The 18,794-nt window shown below is 52.8% G+C and carries 16 protein-coding genes; 4 read left to right on the top strand and 12 right to left on the bottom strand.

Going from position 1 to position 18,794, the window contains the following annotated elements; translation table 11 throughout:
• The first annotated feature begins 31 nt into the window (after positions 1-31).
• Genes HZS79_RS01740 through HZS79_RS01730 form a run of 3 tightly spaced genes read left to right on the top strand, consistent with a single transcriptional unit; the run spans position 32 to position 2,408 of the window.
• Positions 32-325 carry a Trp family transcriptional regulator gene (locus HZS79_RS01740; protein WP_162217654.1) on the top strand — a complete coding sequence of 98 codons (294 nt, stop codon included), beginning with the start codon at positions 32-34 and terminating at the stop codon, positions 323-325.
• 2 nt (positions 326-327) lie between these two features.
• On the top strand, positions 328-1,752 hold the full coding sequence (locus tag HZS79_RS01735; protein ID WP_162217653.1) for an anthranilate synthase component I family protein: 1,425 nt from the start codon (positions 328-330) through the stop codon (positions 1,750-1,752).
• On the top strand, positions 1,749-2,408 hold the full coding sequence (locus HZS79_RS01730; protein WP_179926898.1) for an anthranilate synthase component II: 660 nt from the start codon (positions 1,749-1,751) through the stop codon (positions 2,406-2,408). Before HZS79_RS01735 ends, HZS79_RS01730 begins: the two co-directional genes overlap by 4 nt.
• A gap of 74 nt (positions 2,409-2,482) precedes the next feature.
• Here the strand turns inward: HZS79_RS01730 and rluF are convergent, their stop codons facing one another.
• The 7 genes from rluF to cysM form a co-directional block, all read right to left on the bottom strand.
• The gene (rluF, locus tag HZS79_RS01725; RefSeq protein ID WP_179926897.1) at positions 2,483-3,532 is read right to left on the bottom strand and encodes a 23S rRNA pseudouridine(2604) synthase RluF; all 1,050 of its coding nucleotides are present in this window, start codon (positions 3,530-3,532) and stop codon (positions 2,483-2,485) included.
• 85 nt (positions 3,533-3,617) lie between these two features.
• Positions 3,618-4,163, bottom strand: a complete 546-nt coding sequence (locus HZS79_RS01720) for a DUF924 family protein (RefSeq protein WP_179926896.1) — start codon at positions 4,161-4,163, stop codon at positions 3,618-3,620.
• 65 nt (positions 4,164-4,228) lie between these two features.
• Entirely contained in the window at positions 4,229-6,877 is a 2,649-nt protein-coding gene (gene ppc / locus HZS79_RS01715) for a phosphoenolpyruvate carboxylase (RefSeq protein WP_179926895.1), read from the bottom strand.
• A 33-nt stretch (positions 6,878-6,910) separates the two neighbouring features.
• Positions 6,911-7,750, bottom strand: a complete 840-nt coding sequence (gene mazG, locus HZS79_RS01710) for a nucleoside triphosphate pyrophosphohydrolase (protein ID WP_179926894.1) — start codon at positions 7,748-7,750, stop codon at positions 6,911-6,913.
• Complete coding sequence (relA, locus tag HZS79_RS01705; RefSeq protein ID WP_162217647.1) at positions 7,750-10,026, bottom strand: GTP diphosphokinase; 2,277 nt, start codon at positions 10,024-10,026, stop codon at positions 7,750-7,752. Before relA ends, mazG begins: the two co-directional genes overlap by 1 nt.
• Before the next feature lie 70 nt (positions 10,027-10,096).
• Entirely contained in the window at positions 10,097-11,563 is a 1,467-nt protein-coding gene (rlmD, locus tag HZS79_RS01700; protein ID WP_179926893.1) for a 23S rRNA (uracil(1939)-C(5))-methyltransferase RlmD, read from the bottom strand.
• Positions 11,564-11,567: 4 nt separating this feature from the next.
• The gene (gene cysM / locus HZS79_RS01695) at positions 11,568-12,464 is read right to left on the bottom strand and encodes a cysteine synthase CysM (protein WP_162217645.1); all 897 of its coding nucleotides are present in this window, start codon (positions 12,462-12,464) and stop codon (positions 11,568-11,570) included.
• A 91-nt stretch (positions 12,465-12,555) separates the two neighbouring features.
• Here cysM and HZS79_RS01690 point away from each other — a divergent pair, with 91 nt between their 5' ends.
• The gene (locus HZS79_RS01690; protein WP_179926892.1) at positions 12,556-15,258 is read left to right on the top strand and encodes an ATP-binding protein; all 2,703 of its coding nucleotides are present in this window, start codon (positions 12,556-12,558) and stop codon (positions 15,256-15,258) included.
• Between the two features lie 24 nt (positions 15,259-15,282).
• On the opposite strand, the gene acpS is transcribed toward HZS79_RS01690, so the two are convergent.
• From acpS to rnc, 5 genes are read right to left on the bottom strand one after another with little or no spacing between them, the layout of a single operon-like run.
• Positions 15,283-15,660, bottom strand: coding sequence for a holo-ACP synthase (gene acpS / locus HZS79_RS01685; protein ID WP_162217643.1), 378 nt, complete (start codon positions 15,658-15,660; stop codon positions 15,283-15,285).
• Between the two features lies 1 nt (position 15,661).
• On the bottom strand, positions 15,662-16,468 hold the full coding sequence (gene pdxJ / locus HZS79_RS01680; protein ID WP_179926891.1) for a pyridoxine 5'-phosphate synthase: 807 nt from the start codon (positions 16,466-16,468) through the stop codon (positions 15,662-15,664).
• Positions 16,469-16,504: 36 nt separating this feature from the next.
• Positions 16,505-17,197, bottom strand: coding sequence for a DNA repair protein RecO (gene recO / locus HZS79_RS01675; protein ID WP_179926890.1), 693 nt, complete (start codon positions 17,195-17,197; stop codon positions 16,505-16,507).
• A gap of 8 nt (positions 17,198-17,205) precedes the next feature.
• Positions 17,206-18,105: a GTPase Era gene (gene era / locus HZS79_RS01670; protein ID WP_162217640.1), complete on the bottom strand. Its 900-nt coding sequence runs from the start codon at positions 18,103-18,105 to the stop codon at positions 17,206-17,208.
• The gene (rnc, locus tag HZS79_RS01665) at positions 18,102-18,794 is read right to left on the bottom strand and encodes a ribonuclease III (RefSeq protein WP_162217639.1); all 693 of its coding nucleotides are present in this window, start codon (positions 18,792-18,794) and stop codon (positions 18,102-18,104) included. The genes era and rnc overlap by 4 nt, the downstream gene beginning before the upstream one ends.

Here is an 18,794-nt window from a genome sequence, read left to right as displayed (position 1 = left end):
TCTTATTCACTTATTTTAATGGCACCACTCTATGTCATTTGATGATGACCATCAGGCTGATTTAGTACGCTATTTACTTGCCATTGACTCTCCAGAGGCAATGAACGAAGCACTAGCCAGCTTGTTAACGCCCGCTGAGTACCAAGAAATCAGCAAGCGCCTGCAAATTTTTAGGCTCCTGGGTGAAGGTGTCCCCCACCGCAAAATTGCCGAAACCCTGGGCGTTGGTATTGCCACGGTTTCACGAGGTTCACGCGCCTTAACCACGTTACCTGCTTCAACGTTCCCTTCATCCATACCGTCACCCACTTCACGGACCGATTAATCATGACGACGATTACGCCTGCTTCATCAGGCCCGCAGCCTTTTACGCTGCCGCGCAAGCCTCACTACGTTACCCTGGCGGCGGACTGTGACTTTTTTGCTTTGTTTCAAAAAATTGAGCGTCACTTTGATACCTGCTACATGCTGGAATCACTAGGCGAAGATAGCCACATGGCACGCCACTCTATTATTGGCTTTGACCCGGAATACACGCTCTACGCTAACGGCAGCACGTTAACTATTGAAGATCGTGACGGCAATGCAAACCACTATCCAAGCGATAACCCTTATGAGCTGCTGCGCAGCTTGATTCCGCAGAATATTATTTCTCGTAAGTATGCGGGTGGGCTAAGCGGTTATCTTGGTTATGACGCCATGCAGTACTTTGAGCCTTCGCTAACGTTGAAAGCTAGCGACGATTTCGACACGTTTCGGTTTGGTCTTTATAAAGACGGTTTGATCCTCGATAAAATGACTGGGGAAGTGACCTATTTTTATTACGACAACAGCCGGTACGAGTTTCTGCAGACCTTGATCGATGCTGATGACTTACCCCCAGGCGCGTTGCACATTACCGCGCTGGGCGACACCATGAGCCGCGAAGAGCACGCCGAGGCGGTGGCCAAGGTGAAGCAGGACATCATCGACGGTAAAGTTTTCCAGTGCGAAGTCGGCTTTAAAAAGCGCTTTAGTATTAAAGGCGACACCTTGGCGCTCTACGATCAGCTGCGCACTATTAACCCGTCGCCACAGATGTACTACGTGAAATTCGGCGAACAGAAACTGATTGGCGCCAGCCCCGAGCTTCTGTTCCGGCTACGCCAGGGTGAGATGGAGACCTTCCCGCTGGCAGGCACCACCACGCGCGGCAAGACGCCACAAGAAGATACCCAGTTAGCCCGCGCGCTACTTAACGACCCCAAAGAGATTGCTGAGCACAATATGATTGTGGATCTTCACCGCAATGATATTGGCCGGGTGGCGCAGTTTGGCACAGTGAAAGTGCGTAGCCTGATGGACATCAAACGCTTTAGCCACGTCCAGCATATCTCCAGCGAAATTGTCGGCATCATTGCCGAAGGCGAAGATATGTTTACCTCGCTTGCCAGCAACTTTCCTGCGGGAACACTGACGGGCGCGCCAAAAATCGAAGCAATGAAAATTATCGATGACTTAGAAACTGACGGGCGCGGCCCCTACGGCGGCGCGGTTGGTCAGTTCTCATTTAACGGCGACTGCACCTTCGCGATTCCCATTCGTACGGTCTTTGTAAACGGTGAAAGCGCTTACGTGCAAACCTGTGGCGGCAACGTGTTTGATAGCAACGCCGAGGATGAATACGAAGAAATTCGCCGCAAATTTGCTGGCACCCGAAAAGCCCTTGCCCCTTTTATGAGCGCGGATATGGACATGGAGAGCCAAGCATGAAGGTGCTAATTATCGATAACTACGACTCATTCACCTATAACCTGTATCAGTTTATTGGTGAGATTTTAACCACGGAGAAGAATCGCGGCGAGCTGCCTCATTTCGAGATTATTGTTAAGCGCAACAATCAAATCGACTTAAAAGCGATAGAAGCCATGGCGCCTGATCGCATTATTATCTCTCCTGGCCCGGGCTCGCCGGATGATCCGCGCTATTTCGGCGTATGTGCCGAAGTCATCGAGAAACTAGGCAAAACCACGCCACTGCTGGGCGTGTGCCTCGGCATGCAGGGCATTGTGCACGTCTTTGGCGGTAAGGTGGTAAAAGCACCACTGCCGATGCATGGCAAGATCAGTCCGATCAACCACAACAATCGCTCGGTATTTAATGGCGTACCCGACCAGCTAGAGGTGATGCGCTATCACTCATTGATTGCGGACGCGCTCACCCTGCCCGACTGCCTGGAAGTGACCGCAACCGTGGGCGCGCTAGGTGCTGACAAGTTTGAGCAACGCAGCCACTGGCATACAGTGGGTGAGTTTGAATTGATGGGCGTAAAGCACCGTGATTACCCCATTCACGGCATTCAGTTTCACCCCGAATCGTTCGCCACAGAAGGTGGCAAAGAACTAATTGCTAACTTCTTATTTGCCTGATCCATCAGCTTGTAGGTATGCAATAGGTTAGGCGCTAAATAAAGGCGGGCCCCCAGGGCTGCCCGCCCTACTATCTAACGCCTTCCTTTCGGGCGACTAACACGGCCTTTACCAACTGGCTTAGCCCCGGCTTTGCCTTTTACGCTAGGCTTACCCGCGCCAGCAGCTTTGGCCTTAGGGTGTGGCTTACCCGACGCACTAGCCTTTGGGCCGGTACGCACTTTACCGCTGGCGGCTTTTTTACCTTTCGGCGGCGGTTTGCTCCCAACCGCTTTAGCACCCGGCTTAGCCGGTTTCTGGCGACCCTGTTTCTGCAACCCCCTTGTGGCTGTTTTTTTAGGTTTGTTAGCGCCTGCCCCCGAACTGTAATCAGGCCGTGCGGACTGGCTCTTTTCAGGCACTGCTTCAGAGCGTTCTGTCAGCGCGACAATGGTATCAATCTCTTTAGGGGTTAAATCCCGCCAATCACCTAGAGCTAACCCTTGGAGGGAGACATTCATTATTCGCGTGCGAACAAGCTGGGTCACCTCGTAGCCAAAATACTCGCACATACGGCGAATCTGGCGGTTCAGCCCTTGCACCAGCGTAATAGTGAACACAAACGTCGACGCTTTGGTCACTTTACACTTTTTCGTCACCTGCCCCAGGATCGGCACACCCTTTTGCATGCCCGCAACAAACTCATCGGTAATCGGCTTATTGACCGTTACCACATACTCTTTTTCGTGGTTATTATTGGCGCGCAGAATTTTATTAACCAAGTCGCCGTTATTGGTCAGAAAGATAAGTCCCTGTGAGTCTTTATCCAGCCGCCCAATAGGAAAGATGCGCGTGCCGTGCTTCACGAATTCAACAATATTGTCTTTTTCGCTGGACTCGGTGGTACTGACAATCCCCACCGGCTTATTCAACGCAATAAGTACTAAATCCTCTTCTTCCTGAGGCTCAATGTCCTGACCGTTGACCTTAACCCGATCACCCGGCACCACTTGGTCGCCTGTCGTTGCCCGACGTCCATTAATCCAAACGTTGCCTTGCTCAACATAGCGGTCAGCCTCTCGGCGGGAACACAAACCGCTTTCGCTGATGTATTTATTAATGCGGGTAGATTTTCGTAACGACATAAAACGCCATAGGCAAATGTGTGGTGAAGTGACAAAAAAGCTAAATTTAAAAGCTAACTTTTAGAACCAGCTTTCAAAAAACCAGCTAAAAAGCTGATCCAGGCTGTTTAAGAAACTCGTTCTCTTCTGACGTAGATGCTCGGCCCAACACCTCGTTTCGGTGCGGATAACGACCAAAGCGGTCAATGATCGCTTTGTGGCGAATCTCGAAATCCAAGTTGTTCTCTAGCCCAGGCTGATCAAACAGCTGCATTGCCACCTCATGAATAGCGGCAGACTCACTGTGCATGTAAGGCATGTATAAAAAGCTACGTTCGACTGGGGACAGTGCATTATCCACCGCTAGCGCAACGGCTTCCTGTGCAAGCGCTAAGGCCAACGCATCATTAGCAAAGGCGCGGGGGTCATCACGGTAAATATTGCGTGAGAACTGATCCAATACAATAATTTCAGCTAGCCGACCCTGAGCGGTACTGCGCCACTCATAACATTCACAGGCAGCTGCTTTGCTCAGCAGAGGGCCAAACCGCTGGGCAATCTGTTGATCCATCGACGTGTCTTTTTTAAACCACTGCGCTGGTGTCAATTCATTAAACCAAAACGATAGTACTGACTGAGCATCCTTTATCATCGCGCCCCCAATTCCTCGTAAGGTGATGACGACGCCGCCACCCGTAGTGACGGCGCACGCTTTTCTTAGCCCGTATTGCGTAAACCTGCCGCAATACCTGCCATGGTCACCATGAGCGCACGAGAGAGGTCTGCACTAATGGCACCGTCGGCGTCCCGATTACGCTGTAGAAGCTCCGCTTGCAAACCATGAAGCGGGTCGATGTAAGGATTGCGCACATCAATCGCTTGGCGAATAAGCGGTGTGTTCTCAAGCAGTTTTTCTTGCTGAAGGATATCCAGCACTACGTTTTCAAGCCGTTCAAAACGCTCACGTAGCTTCTTACCCAGCGCTTTCAGTGAAGGCTCGTCGACGAGGCGGTGCTCATAGTAAGCGGCAATCGCGACATCCGCTTTGGCCAACAGCATCTCTAACATATCGAGATAGGTGCCAAAAAAGGGCCACTGACTGCGCATTTCTTGCAGTACTTCTCGGCCACCTGGCTCCTCCAGGCGCCGCGAGAACGCTTCACCGCTGCCTAACCAAGCGGGCAGCATCAAGCGAATCTGCGTCCACGCAAAAATCCACGGAATTGCTCGTAGGGTTTCCACGCCACCATCCTGGCGACGCTTGGTTGGCCGAGAACCGAGCGGCAGCCTACCGAGTGCGCCTTCCGGCGTGACCGCGCGGAAGTACGGGACAAAATCGGGATCTTCACGCACTACGCCAACATAGGCGGCATGGGCCACTTTCGCCAGCTGGTCCATCTCTTCACGCCACTGAGGTTCAGGTGCGGGCGGTGGCAATAACGTCGCTTCCATAACCGCACAGGCGTATATTTCCATAGAGCGCAGCGCGATATCTGGCTGACCAAACTTAAAGCGAATCATCTCACCTTGCTCGGTCACCCGTAGGCTGCCATTCACTGAGCCTGGCGGCTGGGAGAGAATCGCCGCATGAGCCGGACCGCCGCCACGGCCAACGGTGCCACCGCGACCATGGAAGAGCGTTAAATCTACGCCATGTTTGTCACATACAGCGACTAACGACTCTTGGGCACGGTACTGTGCCCAGGCAGCGGCAAGTTGTCCGGCGTCTTTCGCAGAGTCTGAGTAGCCAATCATGACTTCTTGGCGATCTTTTGCCAGGGCGCGGTAGCCGGGGAGCGCCAGCAATTGATCGATAACATCGCCCGCATGGTCAAGGTCGTTTAGGGTTTCAAACAATGGTGCGATGGGCAGCGTGACTTGCCCCCCAACCTCTTTCATCAACAGCGCAACGGTTAATACGTCCGAAGGCTCGGCAGCCATCGAGATAATATAGGTACCCAGCGCTTCTGCATGCTCTTGGGCGATTACTTTGAAGGTATCGAGCACTTCGCGGGATTCTGCCGAACACTCCCAGCGGCGCGGTATTAGCGGCCGCCGTGATTCAAGCTCAGCGAGCAGAAACTCTTGCCGCTGTGCTTCGCTCCACTCCTGGTAGTGGCCCAAGCCCAACGCACTGGTGAGCTCTTCTATCACCTGGGCATGGCGACTGGCCTCCTGGCGAAGGTCAAGCTTGGTCAGCGTGACACCGAACACCGCCACGCGGCGCAAGGTATCCAGCAATGCACCGTTTGCGATGGTATCCAGCCCGACATCGCATAGTGAGCGGTAGCATGCCAGCAGCGGTGCGTAGAGTTGGTCGCGGGTTTCAATAATCGGTCCGCCGTCATAGTTACGACCATCCAGCTCTGCTTTTGCCCAATCGCGTGTGGCTTCCATCTTGTGAAGCAGCCGCTTGAGCAGCTCGCGGTAAGGCTCGGCAACCTCTCCTACCTCTGCCTTCAAAGCGCTATTGGCTTTCCACATAGAAAGCTCGGTTTTCAGCTGCTCAAGATCGCGCAAATAGAGATCGGCGGCCATCCACCGGCCCAACAACAGCACCTCTCGCGTCACCCGCGCCGTTACATTTGGATTCCCATCTCGGTCACCGCCCATCCAGGAAGCGTAGCGAATTGGCGCGGCATCCAACGGCAAGCGCTCTCCGGCAGTATCGAGCAATAAATTATCCAAATCGCGATGGAAGTCTGGCACTGCCTGCCACAAGGAGTTTTCGATAACCGCAAACCCCCACTTGGCTTCATCAACGGGGGTTGGCCGTTCATGACGAATTTCATCGGTATGCCACGCCTGGCTGATCAACTCTTCCAAGCGCCCCTGGGCGCGGGTCCCACGCTCGGGATAGTCGTCTGAGCTTTCAATCGCAGTCAGGCATTCGTCGATAGCATCATATTTCTGAATCAGCGTGCGTCGAATAACTTCTGTGGGGTGGGCAGTCAGTACTAACTCAACGCGCATACTGGCCAGGGTTTCTACTAGCTTACGGGGCGAATTACCCGCTTGCTGTGCACGGCTTAGCAGTTCACCAAGTACTGGCTGTGAGCCTGGCTTGTAGTCCTCCACTCGGCGAAAACGCGCCCGGTAGTGCTGTTCAGCAATATTGGCAAGGTTTAAAAACTGGTTAAACGCGCGAGTGACTGGTAACAGATCCCGTTCGGGCAGCTGGCGTAGATATTCAATGAGCTCACGCTGCTGCAATGAATCGCCCTGACGTCCTCGCTTGGCATGGGCACGAATCGTTTCAATTTTATCAACAAATGATTGGCCTAAATCATCGGCAATCGTACGGCCCAGGCTATCACCGAGAATACGCACGTTATCACGCAGCGATTCGTGTAGGTCGTGACTCATTGGCATGGCCTCCTTGCGGGGTCGCATTAGTTGTTAAGGGGTAAGCGTTTTTTCTTGTGCTTTAGCGGCTTGCCAGTGTGTTTCCATTTCATCCAGCGAGGCGTCGGTTAGCGGACGCGCATCGGCGGCAAGCTCGCGCTCTACGTAGCGAAAGCGGCGCTCAAATTTGGTATTTGTGGTACGCAAGCATTGTTCGGGGTCAGCCCCCAAGGTGCGCGCTAAATTGGTTACTGCAAACAGCAGGTCGCCAACTTCTTCTTGAGCGTGCTGCTGGTTGCCCTCGGCAAGAGCTTCCTCGACTTCATCCAGCTCTTCACGGATTTTGTCCAACACACCGCGGGCATCCGGCCAATCGAACCCAACCCGGGCGGCACGCTTCGAGAGCTTTGCTGCGCGACTAAGCGCAGGCAGCGTGCGCGGAACGTCATCAAGCACTGAGGGAGTGCTTTGTTGGGCACGTTCAGCACGCTCGTTGGCTTTGAGTGCTTCCCAGCGCGAATTGACTTGCTGGGTTTGTACATCCTCAGCACTCATGCCAGGTGGGCGTCGTGACGCTAGCGTGCCATCGGGAAATACATGTGGATGACGTCGCAGCATCTTCGCAGTCAGCGTATCGACGATATCGTGAAAATCGAAGCGCTGCTCCTCGGCACCAAACTGGGCGTAATACACCACTTGAAACAGCAGGTCGCCCAGTTCGCTAGGCAGTTCATCAAAAGCGCGCCGCTCAATAGCGTCAGCAACTTCGTAAGCCTCCTCCAGCGTATGGGGGACGATGCTGTCCCAGTCTTGCTTAATGTCCCAAGGGCACCCCTGTTCCGCATCGCGAAGCACCGCCATCAACATCAGCAGGTCATCTACGCTATAACGCATCAGGCACCTCCTCTTCGGGCGTTCTTCTCTGGGTCGGCATTGCGCAGGCGGCGCACTTCGGTGACGTTGGGCAATTGCTGGATACGGGAAAACAGGCGGCCTAACGATTCAAGGCCATCGACTTCCAGCGTGATGCGTAATCGCGCAATCCCCTCGTCAGTATCCGTCAGCGTATTCACTGCTAATACATTAACCTTTTCGTTGCCTAGCAGCCCAGTCACATCGCGAAGTAAGCCGGAGCGATCCCACGCCTGAATTTCAATAGTGACGGGGTAACGGGTGTGGGCGCGTTCGCCCCACTCAACTTCGATAATGCGCTGGGGCTCTTCCATGCGCAATTGCAGGATGTTGCTGCAGTCCTGGCGATGGACGGTGACGCCGCGACCTTGTGTAATAAAACCGACAATCGGCTCACCTGGCACTGGCCGACAGCAGTTAGCCATGCTGGTCTTTAAGTTACCGACCCCCAGCACTGTGATATCGCTTTTCGTTGCTTTGCTTGGCTGACGACGGGGCTTCGCCAGCAGCCGATCTAACTGTTCTTGATCGTCCGTTTCACCAAACAACTGCTGAGCTTGATGAAGCACTTGGCCAATGCGCAGATCTCCCGCACCAAGAGCCGCATACATATCGTCGGCATTTTGGTAGTTAACAGCATCAGCAAGCTTGGCAAGATCAAGCCCTTCAACGTCTAAGCGACGCATCTCCCGCTCGAACAGCGCCCGCCCTTCCTCCAGGTTCTGGTCGCGCGCTTGGTACTTAAACCATGCCTGGATTTTGGCTCGCGCCCGCGAGGTGCGCACATAACCCAAACTGGGGTTTAGCCAGTCGCGGCTGGGGCCTCCTTTAGTGGCCGTTAGAATCTCGACTTGCTGACCGGTTTTTAACTTGTAGGTAAGCGGTACTATCCGACCATTAATCTTGGCCCCACGGCAGCGGTGACCAATTTCAGTATGCACTCGGTAAGCGAAATCGATAGGCGTAGCAATACGCGGCAGGTCAATAACATGGCCATCGGGGGTAAAGACATAGATGCGATCAGGAGCCACATCGCTAGAGAGTCCTTCACGTAGATCACCAAAGCCACCTACTTCATCCTGCCACTCAAGCACCTGCCGCAACCAAGCAATTTTTTCTTCATAACTACGGCTTTTGGCGTTGGTATCATGACCTTTATAGCGCCAGTGTGCGCACACACCCAGCTCCGCCTCGTCATGCATGGCGAAGGTTCGAATCTGGATTTCCAGCACCTTATTTTCTGGCCCCATCACCGCGGTGTGCAGCGACTGGTAGCCGTTTTTCTTCGGATTGGCGATATAGTCATCAAACTCGTTGGGGACATGATGCCAACTGGAGTGAACAATCCCCAGCACGGTGTAGCAGTCCGCCACTTCAGGCACCAGAATACGCACTGCTCGGACATCGTGTACCTGGGAAAAATCAATCCGTTTGCGCTTCATTTTGCGCCAGATAGAGTAAATGTGCTTAGCCCGACCATCAACGTCATAACGGTGAATGTGCTGGGCTTCCATCAGGCCTTTAAGTGTTTCGACGACATCGTGGATATAGCGGTCTCGGTCTAGGCGCTTTTCTGCTAATAACTTGGCAATTGCTTTATATTCATCTTCGTGCAAATAGCGAAATGAGAGATCCTCAAGCTCCCATTTAAGCTGGCCAATGCCTAAACGGTGAGCGAGCGGCGCGTAGATGTCGGCCACTTCGCGTGCCACTTGCAGACACTTTTCACGGGGGGCGTCTTTTACTTGACGAAGTGCACACGTACGCTCAGCAATTTTGATCAGTGCAACGCGTACATCGCTGACCATATTCACCAGCATCTTGCGCAGATTTTCCTGCTGATTATGCTGCCCCATGCCATGGTTGGGCGCTAATGGATAGCTAATAGCGGCCATCTGCAAAACGCCTTCGATCAGCGTAGATACTTCTTCACCAAAGCGTTTCGTGACTGCTTCCAAACTCAATAGCTCTTCACGAACAGCGCGATACAGTACGGCGGCTTCCAGCGTGGGCTGATCGAGCTTGAGCTCGGATAGTATGTCGGCCATTTCAAGCCCCATACGAAAACTCGAACCCGGCGAGAGCCACACGCGATGGGTACGTGGTGCCTCAAGCTCTAGCTGTTCAGCAAGCTCACAGGCTTGCAGTAGGCGCTCAGGTTCACGTAGGCGTACGTCTTCTTGAAGGCGCGTAAGCCACTGCTGTATGTCCACCTTCCCGCTGTTAGTGAGCGGCTGGTCTTCACGCACTTTCACCATGACAATGACTCATCCTTTCAGGGTGAGGGCCATCCAATTGCCCTCACCGAGGCTTGATACAATGGGCAACCTAGCCCACGTATTCGAATAGCATCAGTGTTTCCAGATGGGCAGTGTGTAGAAACATATCTGCCACTGCGACTTGCTTAACGCGATAACCTGCATGCACAAGATGTGCCGCATCACGTGCAAGCGTTGCTGGGTCGCAAGAAATATAGGCCACCTTCGGTATTTTGTAGCGGCCCAAGGCTTGGCAAACTGCCTCCGCACCATTGCGGGGAGGGTCTAACACAAGCGCATCAATCTGTTGACATTCACTTAGAAGGTTTTGAACCGTGTCAGCATTGCTTAAGTCTGCCTGTAGGGCACTCACATCTAATTGATTAGCTATGGCGTTAGCGGTAATCCGCTCCACCATCGTCGGATTACCTTCTACCGCAGTCACCTGGGCACCCACTGCGGCGAGCGGCAGGCTGAAATTACCAATCCCCGCAAACAGATCAAGCAACTGTTGCCCTGGCATGGGTGTTAGCCATTCAACCACCTGGGCGACCATTTTTTGGTTAACCTCAGCATTAACCTGTAAAAAATCACCGGGCAAGAAGTGTAATGTTAGTACGCTGGGGGCGTTAGTGCCTGCAAAATCAAGGCCTTTCTGGTGAAAATTCGTTCGACGAATCTCCATCTCATCAAGATTGAGCACTTCTTGTAGCACGGGTTCCACGGCGTTTTGCGCACCATTCCAGTGAAACGCAGCCGTTTCCCGCCCTAACCAAGTGCCTAGCGAAATTTGCTGCTGCTCTGCAAAGCGCTGCCAGCGAGCCATATCTTGCTCATGTGCTTTTAACTGACGCACCAATATCACTATCGCCTCATGGGTCGCCAGTAATTCAACATGACCAACGAGACGGGGAGCCTCAAGCGTTGCCAATAGCTGGCGTAACGGAAGAATCAATGCGTTAAGCGCTGGCACCAGCACATGACATTGCTCAATATCAACCAGGCGATGGCTGTGGGGTGCTCGAAACCCTAGCAGTACGTTGCCCTGCCCATCCACCTTCACACCTAGACGTGCACGACGTCGGTAATGTTCGCTAGCGCCGTTTAACGCAGTAATGGTGCCTAGTGTAATGCCCTGGCGCGCCATTAACTCTGTCACTACATCACGCTTATGCTGACGCTGTGCGGTAATGTTTAAATGCTGTAGGTCACAACCTCCACACTGTCCAAAGTAAGGACACGGCGGTTCAACCCGCTGTTCCGATGTCGTCAGTCGTGTCTTGATATGGGCTTCGTCATACCGTTTACGGGTAACGTGTACAGCAGCGTCTACCTGCTCCCCAGGCAGTGCTTGATCTACAAACACGGTTTTGCCCGCCGCATTATGTGCGACACCTCGCCCATCATGGGCAAGACGCTCAATCGTCAGCGCTGTTGATGCGGACTCTTTTGACTCAGCTTTACGGTTTGGTTTGCGTACGAGCCCCGAGTGTCCTGCAGTGGGGCGAGGTGGCCGCCGTTTACCCAACATAGCCATCTATTTATACCTCTGGGGCAAATAAGCCCGTGGACAAGTAGCGATCACCTCGGTCACAGACAATAAAAACAATAACAGCGTTCTCGGTTTGTTCTGCAATCCTCAGTGCACCTGCCAGACTGCCACCTGAAGAGACCCCCGCTAGAATACCCTCTTCTCGAGCCAATCGACGCATATGCTCCTCGGCCTCTTGCTGGCCGATATCAAGGGTGACATCGACCCGTGGTGCTTCAAAAATTGACGGCAGGTACTCTTTTGGCCAGCGACGAATACCGGGGATACTCGCCCCATCCGCGGGCTGTAAGCCTACAATTTGGATCGCTGGATTTTGCTCTTTGAGATAGCGAGAAACCCCCATAATGGTGCCCGTTGTGCCCATGGAACTTACAAAGTGAGTAATTTCACCACCTGTTTGCCGCCATACTTCTGGCCCCGTTGTGCGATAGTGCGCCAGCGGATTATCTGGATTGGCAAATTGATTGAGAGGCTTGCCTTCTCCCTTGGCAATCATCGCATCGGCAATATCCCGCGCTTCCTCCATGCCTCCTTCTTTGCTGGCTGAAATGAGTGTGGCACCGTAGGCGGCCATCGCCTGCTTACGCTCTTCTGACGCATTCTCAGGCATAATCAGCGTCATGTTGTAGCCTTTGATGGCAGCAGCCATGGCTAACGCAATGCCGGTGTTGCCCGACGTTGCCTCAACCAGCGTATCGCCTGGGGTGATATCCCCCCGGGCCTCCGCTTCACTCAGCATAGAGAGTGCCGGACGGTCTTTTACTGAGCCCGCAGGGTTATTACCCTCAAGCTTGGCCAGTAGTGTGTTATTGCGACCGGCGGTAATGCGCTTTAAGCGAACCAGCGGTGTATTGCCAACTACATCTTCAAGCGTGGGATAATTCATCGTACATTCCTTCTCGTCACCATTATGCTGCATTATATCGGTGCTGCCGTTAGCTTGACAGGCAACCACACTGAATCAACGAGCTTCTCTCATGTCTTTGAATACGCGTCTGTTGTTTGCGCTACTAGTTTTTCCACTGCTGGTCTACGCCATTATGGCACTACTACTGGTGGTGCAAAGTGAGATGTCTGGCCGTGATGTATTAAAAGAGCGCTTGATGAGCGCTGGTGAATTGCTGGCACCAAGCCTGGGAAGCGCCATGGAAGAAGGTGATTTGCCTCGACTCGAAGAAATTGCCAGGCAGCTACTTGAGCAAAAAGGATTACGTTCCGTGACACTTTTCGACGAGCAGGGTAACCGCCTTCTAGTGCTCGGACGCTCGATGCCTTCACCTCCACGCCTAAATGTTCCCATATCTACCTCGGTAACGATGGATGACAATATTTGGCGTTTACAGGTACCTCTCAGCACCTCACCTGGCCAATATTTTAACCCTGTAAACACGGGCTGGCTGGAAGCTGAAATAGACATACGCACCCTTACCCTAGAGCGTTACAAGCTTATTGCCAGCCTCAGCTTAGGTGGGATGTTGTTAGGTTTGCTGCTTTTTTTAGTGGCTTTTGCAATCAGTCGCTACGCTACTCGCCCTATCGAAGAGGCAAACCAAGCCCTTTACCGCCTGTCACGGGGTGACTATCGGCTCTTTTTAGCCTCTGCTCGCCCAACCGAGTTCAAGCTGCTTGCTGAGCATGTTAATGGCCTGGCGGAACATTTCCGCCAGGCTCAACATGAAATGCAAAGCCAAATTGAACAAGCAACCAGTGAGCTTCAAGAGTCCATGGAGACGATTGAAGAGCAAAATATCAAGCTCGATCTTGCCCACCGGAGTGCATTACGTGCCAACGCCGTGAAGTCTGAGTTTTTAGCGAACATGAGCCATGAGATCCGCACGCCGTTAAATGGCATTATTGGTTTTTGTCGTTTGTTAGGACGTTCATCACTCGACCCACGACAGAAAGAGTGGCTGGAACATGTCCATCGTGCTTGCGACAATTTATTGATGCTCGTTAATGACGTACTGGACTTCTCAAAACTAGAGGCCGACCGGTTAAAGTTAGAAGAAGTTGAAGTAGATATTGTCACGCTGGTCGATGAAGTGATTGGCCTGCATGCGCCTGAAGCTCAACGTAAACACCTGCATTTGGTGGCAATGGTGTACGACGATGTGCCTTCTTCGCTATGCGGCGATCCGCTACGTATTCACCAAGTCCTTAATAACCTAATCAGCAATGCACTTAAATTTACAACGGAAGGCGAGGTAATTATCCGTGTCATGCTGGACAGCCAGGAGGGTCAGCATGTTGTTCTGAACATTAGCGTTAGCGACACCGGCATTGGCCTGAGTGAGGAGCAACAGGAGACGCTGTTTAGCGCTTTTTCCCAAGCAGAGCCGAGCCACTCCAGGCAATTCGGTGGCAGTGGCTTAGGCCTAACGATTTGCCGACAGCTAATTCAACGCATGGGTGGAGAGATTTCGGTTGATAGTGAACTGGGGGCGGGGGCGACTTTCTCGTTTACTCTACCGCTACTGGCCGATATGGCTAAGGAGCGTCCTCAAGAGCTAGCGTTCGATGCATCTATCGTACGCCTGCATGAACCTCATTTGCCTACGCGCCACGTGCTAGAGCACCTCCTCGAACGCTGGGGTGCCACCCCGGTCTCCTTTATTGAGTCGGGTAATGAGACGCTGCTTATACTTGGTCTGGATCACGATGATTTCGTTGGTGAGCGAAAGACATATTGGCAAACGGTGATAGCTAAAGCATCCTGCCCAACACTAATCCTGGCAAGCACAGCAAGCTTTGAAACACCCCCATGGGAATTGCCCCATGGAGGCGACATGCTGTGTAAACCGTTTACCAGAGCGCAATTAACCACAACGTTAAAGAAAATGCTGCAGCCTGTACAAGACAGCCTGCCTCAATCAGCAACACCAACTAAGCTCCTTCCCGCCCCCACCGCGACCATTTTGATCGTGGATGACAACGCGTCCAATCGGGAGCTATTAAAAGCCCTCCTCGAAACTGACCATATTCATATTGTATTAGCAGCTAGCGGCCAGGAAGCGCTCGATTATGCGCGCCAACATAAAGCCGATATGGTGCTCATGGATATTCGAATGCCCGATATGGACGGCGTTCAAACCACTAAGGCGTTAAGGCGAATTAGCAATAGCTGGGCACGTTGTCCGATTATTGCCGTAACGGCTCATGTACTCAGCGCTGAGCGCCAGCAGTGGCTGGCAGAGGGTCTAGACGATGTATTGGTTAAGCCTATTAATGAAGCGCAGCTGCAACAGCAACTACAGCGCTTTTTAGGCGTGACGCTACACGCTGATCAAGGAACCACTGTGCCGGACAATGACACAAACCGCGCTTATTATCCGCCTTCGATGCTACCAGTTATTGACCTTGAACTGGGGGCAAGACTGACCGGCGGCAGAATACATCTCGCTAAAGAGCAGTTGAAGCGCCTTATCGACAGTTTGACGGAATGTGAGGAGCAGATACGTGATGCTTTTGACAACCAGAATTTAAACGTCTTGCTGGATCATGTGCATGCACTGAATGGTGCAAGCCGCTACTGTGGTGCGCCTGAACTTGCGTTAACGGTGGAAACACTGGAAACTCGCTTGCGCACCAGCGGGCTAAACCATGCTGAAAGCTTACTTGATGAGCTTTATGGCGCTATAAAACGGCTTTGTGAACAACGGGATACGATAAATGCGCGCTAGCCCCCGGAGGTAAGCTCTGTATTGCTAGCGCTCAAGTACAACAAAAGCCACCGCATAATCCGCCTCGTCGCTTAGCGTTATATGGGTAGCAGAGGCGCCACTCGCTTGAAACAGGCGAAGCGCCTCACCACTTAGCTTCAGACTTGGCTTACCCAGCGTATCGTTAATCACCTGAATATCGCACCATTGCATTCCGCTTCTGAGGCCAAGCCCCAATGCTTTGACATAAGCCTCTTTCGCTGCAAAACGCTTGGCCAAATAGCTAACAGGCTGCCCTTTTGCCTGCCAGGCAGCTTGCTCGTCAGCCCCCAGAATACGCTGGGCAAAGCGTGGCCCATGACGCTTCATTGCTCGGGCAAAGCGGTCAACCCGCGCAATATCGGACCCAATTCCAACAATCATGTTAGTGGCTGCAGCATCCGTTATGGTGGTGCTCATGATCGTGAGCATCTAGCGCTGCCATTAAGCCAGCTTCTTGGCCAGCAATAATCAAGCGTTTCATTTCCTGGACAGCGTCTTTCAACCCGACAAACAGAGCGCGAGCAATAATCGCGTGACCGATATTAAGCTCGTTAATACCTGGGAGTGCGGCAACCGCTTCAACGTTGTGATAATTCAAACCATGGCCTGCGTTGACCACTAAGCCCGCCGAAACAGCGTGAACAGCTGCTATATTTAGGCGTTCAAACTCAGCGTTAGCGGCATCGCTCCCTGGCTTTGCCTCGGCATAGGTCCCCGTATGAAGCTCAATTGTGGGTGCGCCAGCACGGACAGCCGCATCAATTTGCGCTTCTTCAGGATCGATAAATAACGATACATCGCAGCCAATAGCACTCAAACGTCGGCAAGCATCGGCAATAAGATCAAATCCACCAACAACGTCCAAGCCCCCTTCAGTAGTGAGCTCTTCACGTTTTTCTGGCACTAAACACACATGCGCCGGACGTATCTCCTCCGCGAGCAGCAGCATTTCTTCCGTGACAGCCATCTCTAAATTCATGCGTGTGTTGAGAACTTCGGCTAACAGGCGCACGTCTCTGGGCTGAATATGGCGTCGATCTTCGCGCAGGTGAACCGTTATCCCGTCAGCTCCTGCTTCTTCTGCTAACAACGCTGCTTGCACCGGGTCGGGGTAACGAGTACCTCGTGCTTGGCGCAGTGTCGCAATGTGGTCGATGTTAACGCCTAACAAAATGCGCGGGGGATGCATCGCGTATCTCCAAATAAGTGACAACAAAATACCCACCTAGCGCTGTCGGCGGCGGGCCAAATCAAGCATGAGTTCACGGGAGCGCAAAGCAGTGGACCCCAGGTGAGGCGCCAGCGCTGCCCGCATAACGGCTTTCAAAGCACTCGCCAGACCAACAGGCTGCCAATCACCTTGATCAATATAGCGCAGTGTCCGTCCTTCTATACCCTGCTCTGCAGGTATAAAAGAGCGACTTTCCGCATCAAAGCGATAACGAATTTGCGGGTCAAGCGCGCCGCCATCTTGAGTACAGAAACGCGGCGTAGCCCCAAGCGTTTCGAGCAGTGCCCACTCATAGCGCCGTAGCGCCAAGGCGCGCTCAGCCGGTGCTGGCAGTGCTTCTAACAGCGCGCTATAAAAAGCAAATACCTCTGGGGCGGCAAATTCTAACGGGAGTAGTCGTGTCGCTATTTCATTGGCATATAAGCCACACAGCAGCCCCTCTCCAGCTAGCAGAGCCGTGTGGCCTCGCGACTCCATCAGCATTAATCGCTTCAGCTCACGCTCACCACGCCACGTCACAAACAAAGGGGTAAAGGGTTGCAGCCGCTGACGAGACTTGGAGCCTGGCCGCTGTCCGCCTTGAGCAACGGCACGGATTCGCCCATGATTGAGCGTTAACAAATCGACCAACGCGCTGGTTTCACGGTAAGGCCTACGGTGCAATAAAAACGCGGGCTCCGCCGTCATTGAAGCACTCAATCGAGATCGTAACCCAAACTTTTCAACGCTCGCTCGTCATCAGACCAGCCACGCTTCACTTTCACCCACAGGTTAAGCATTACTTTGGTACCCAATGCGCGTTCCATATCTAGGCGCGCCTCGCGACCGATGCTTTTAATACGATCACCATTCTCACCGATCAAGATGACCTTTTGCCCCTGACGCTCGACAAGAATGAGAGCACTGATATGCGTCACACGCTCAGTTTCACGAAACTCTTCAATTTCCACGGTCATCTGATACGGCAATTCATCACCTAGCTGGCGCATTACTTTTTCACGCACCAGCTCAGCCGCCATAAAGCGCAGACTCTTATCCGTTACCTGGTCTTCTGGGAAGAAGTGAACACTTTCGGGTAAGTGTTTGGCCACTTCCTCCTCCAGCGTATCTACTTGGGTACCGTGTTTGGCAGAAATAGGCACCACCGCAGCAAACTCGCGACGAGCACCTACATCGGCTAACCAGGGCAACAAATCACCTTTGTCGTTTAAGCGATCCACTTTATTGACCGCTAAAATCACCGGCGCTTTAACGTGCTCGAGCCGCTTTAGAACAGCTTGATCTTCATCCGTCCAGCGGGTGCGGTCAATGATAAATACCACACAGTCAACATCACGTAACGCCTGGGTCGCCGCTTGGTTCATAAAGCGATTAATCGCTTTATTGCGGTCTTTCGACATGATGTGCATACCGGGCGTGTCAACATAGATAAACTGCGTCTCATCGACAGTTTTGATACCCATCACCTGATGCCGTGTCGTCTGGGGACGGCGCGAGGTGATCGAGATTTTTTGCCCTAGAATGCGATTCATGAGGGTTGATTTGCCTACGTTGGGCCGCCCAACGATGGCCACGAAGCCGCAGGTTTGACTCATGAGTTGTCTCCAGGTTTTTTTTCAAGGTGGGATAGCGCTTCTTCAGCCGCTTGTTGCTCAGCATGGCGGCGGCTGGGGCCTTTACCAGTGGTATGCTCGGTTAGCAAATCAATGTAGCACTCCACGGTAAAGGTCTGGGCATGCGCCTCCCCCTTTACAGAGACTACTTCATAGCGTGGTAACGCTGCCTGACGCGATTGCAAAAACTCTTGCAAACGTGTTTTGGGATCTTTTTGAGTATCTTGCAGTGAAATGTTATCAAGGCGCTCGGCGTACCATGCCAATACCCGCTGACGCACAACGTCCATACCAGCATCGAGGTAAATAGCGCCAATAACGGCTTCTACTGCATCCGCCAAAATAGATTCACGCCGATGACCACCGCTCTTCATTTCCCCTGAGCCCAGCCGTAAACATGCGCCGAACTCCATTTCGCGAGCCAGCTCAGCCAGTGTCTGGCCTTTTACCAAGCGCGCGCGAAGGCGTGACAGCTGCCCTTCTCTGGCTTGTGGGAAACGCTGAAAAAGTGCCTCAGCGATTACAAAATTGACGATTGAGTCACCCAGAAATTCCAGGCGCTCATTGTTACGACCACCGAAGCTGCGATGGGTCATGGCCAGTTCCATCAGCGTGAGGTCGCCGAAGGTATGGCCGATTCGTCGGCAAATAGCGGTTAAGGAATTACTCAC

The sequence above is a fragment of the Vreelandella zhaodongensis genome, assembly GCF_013415115.1.
Lineage (GTDB): Bacteria > Pseudomonadota > Gammaproteobacteria > Pseudomonadales > Halomonadaceae > Vreelandella > Vreelandella zhaodongensis.
Note: the sequence above shows the minus strand (reverse complement) of the source record. Positions and strands in the feature narration are given on the sequence as shown.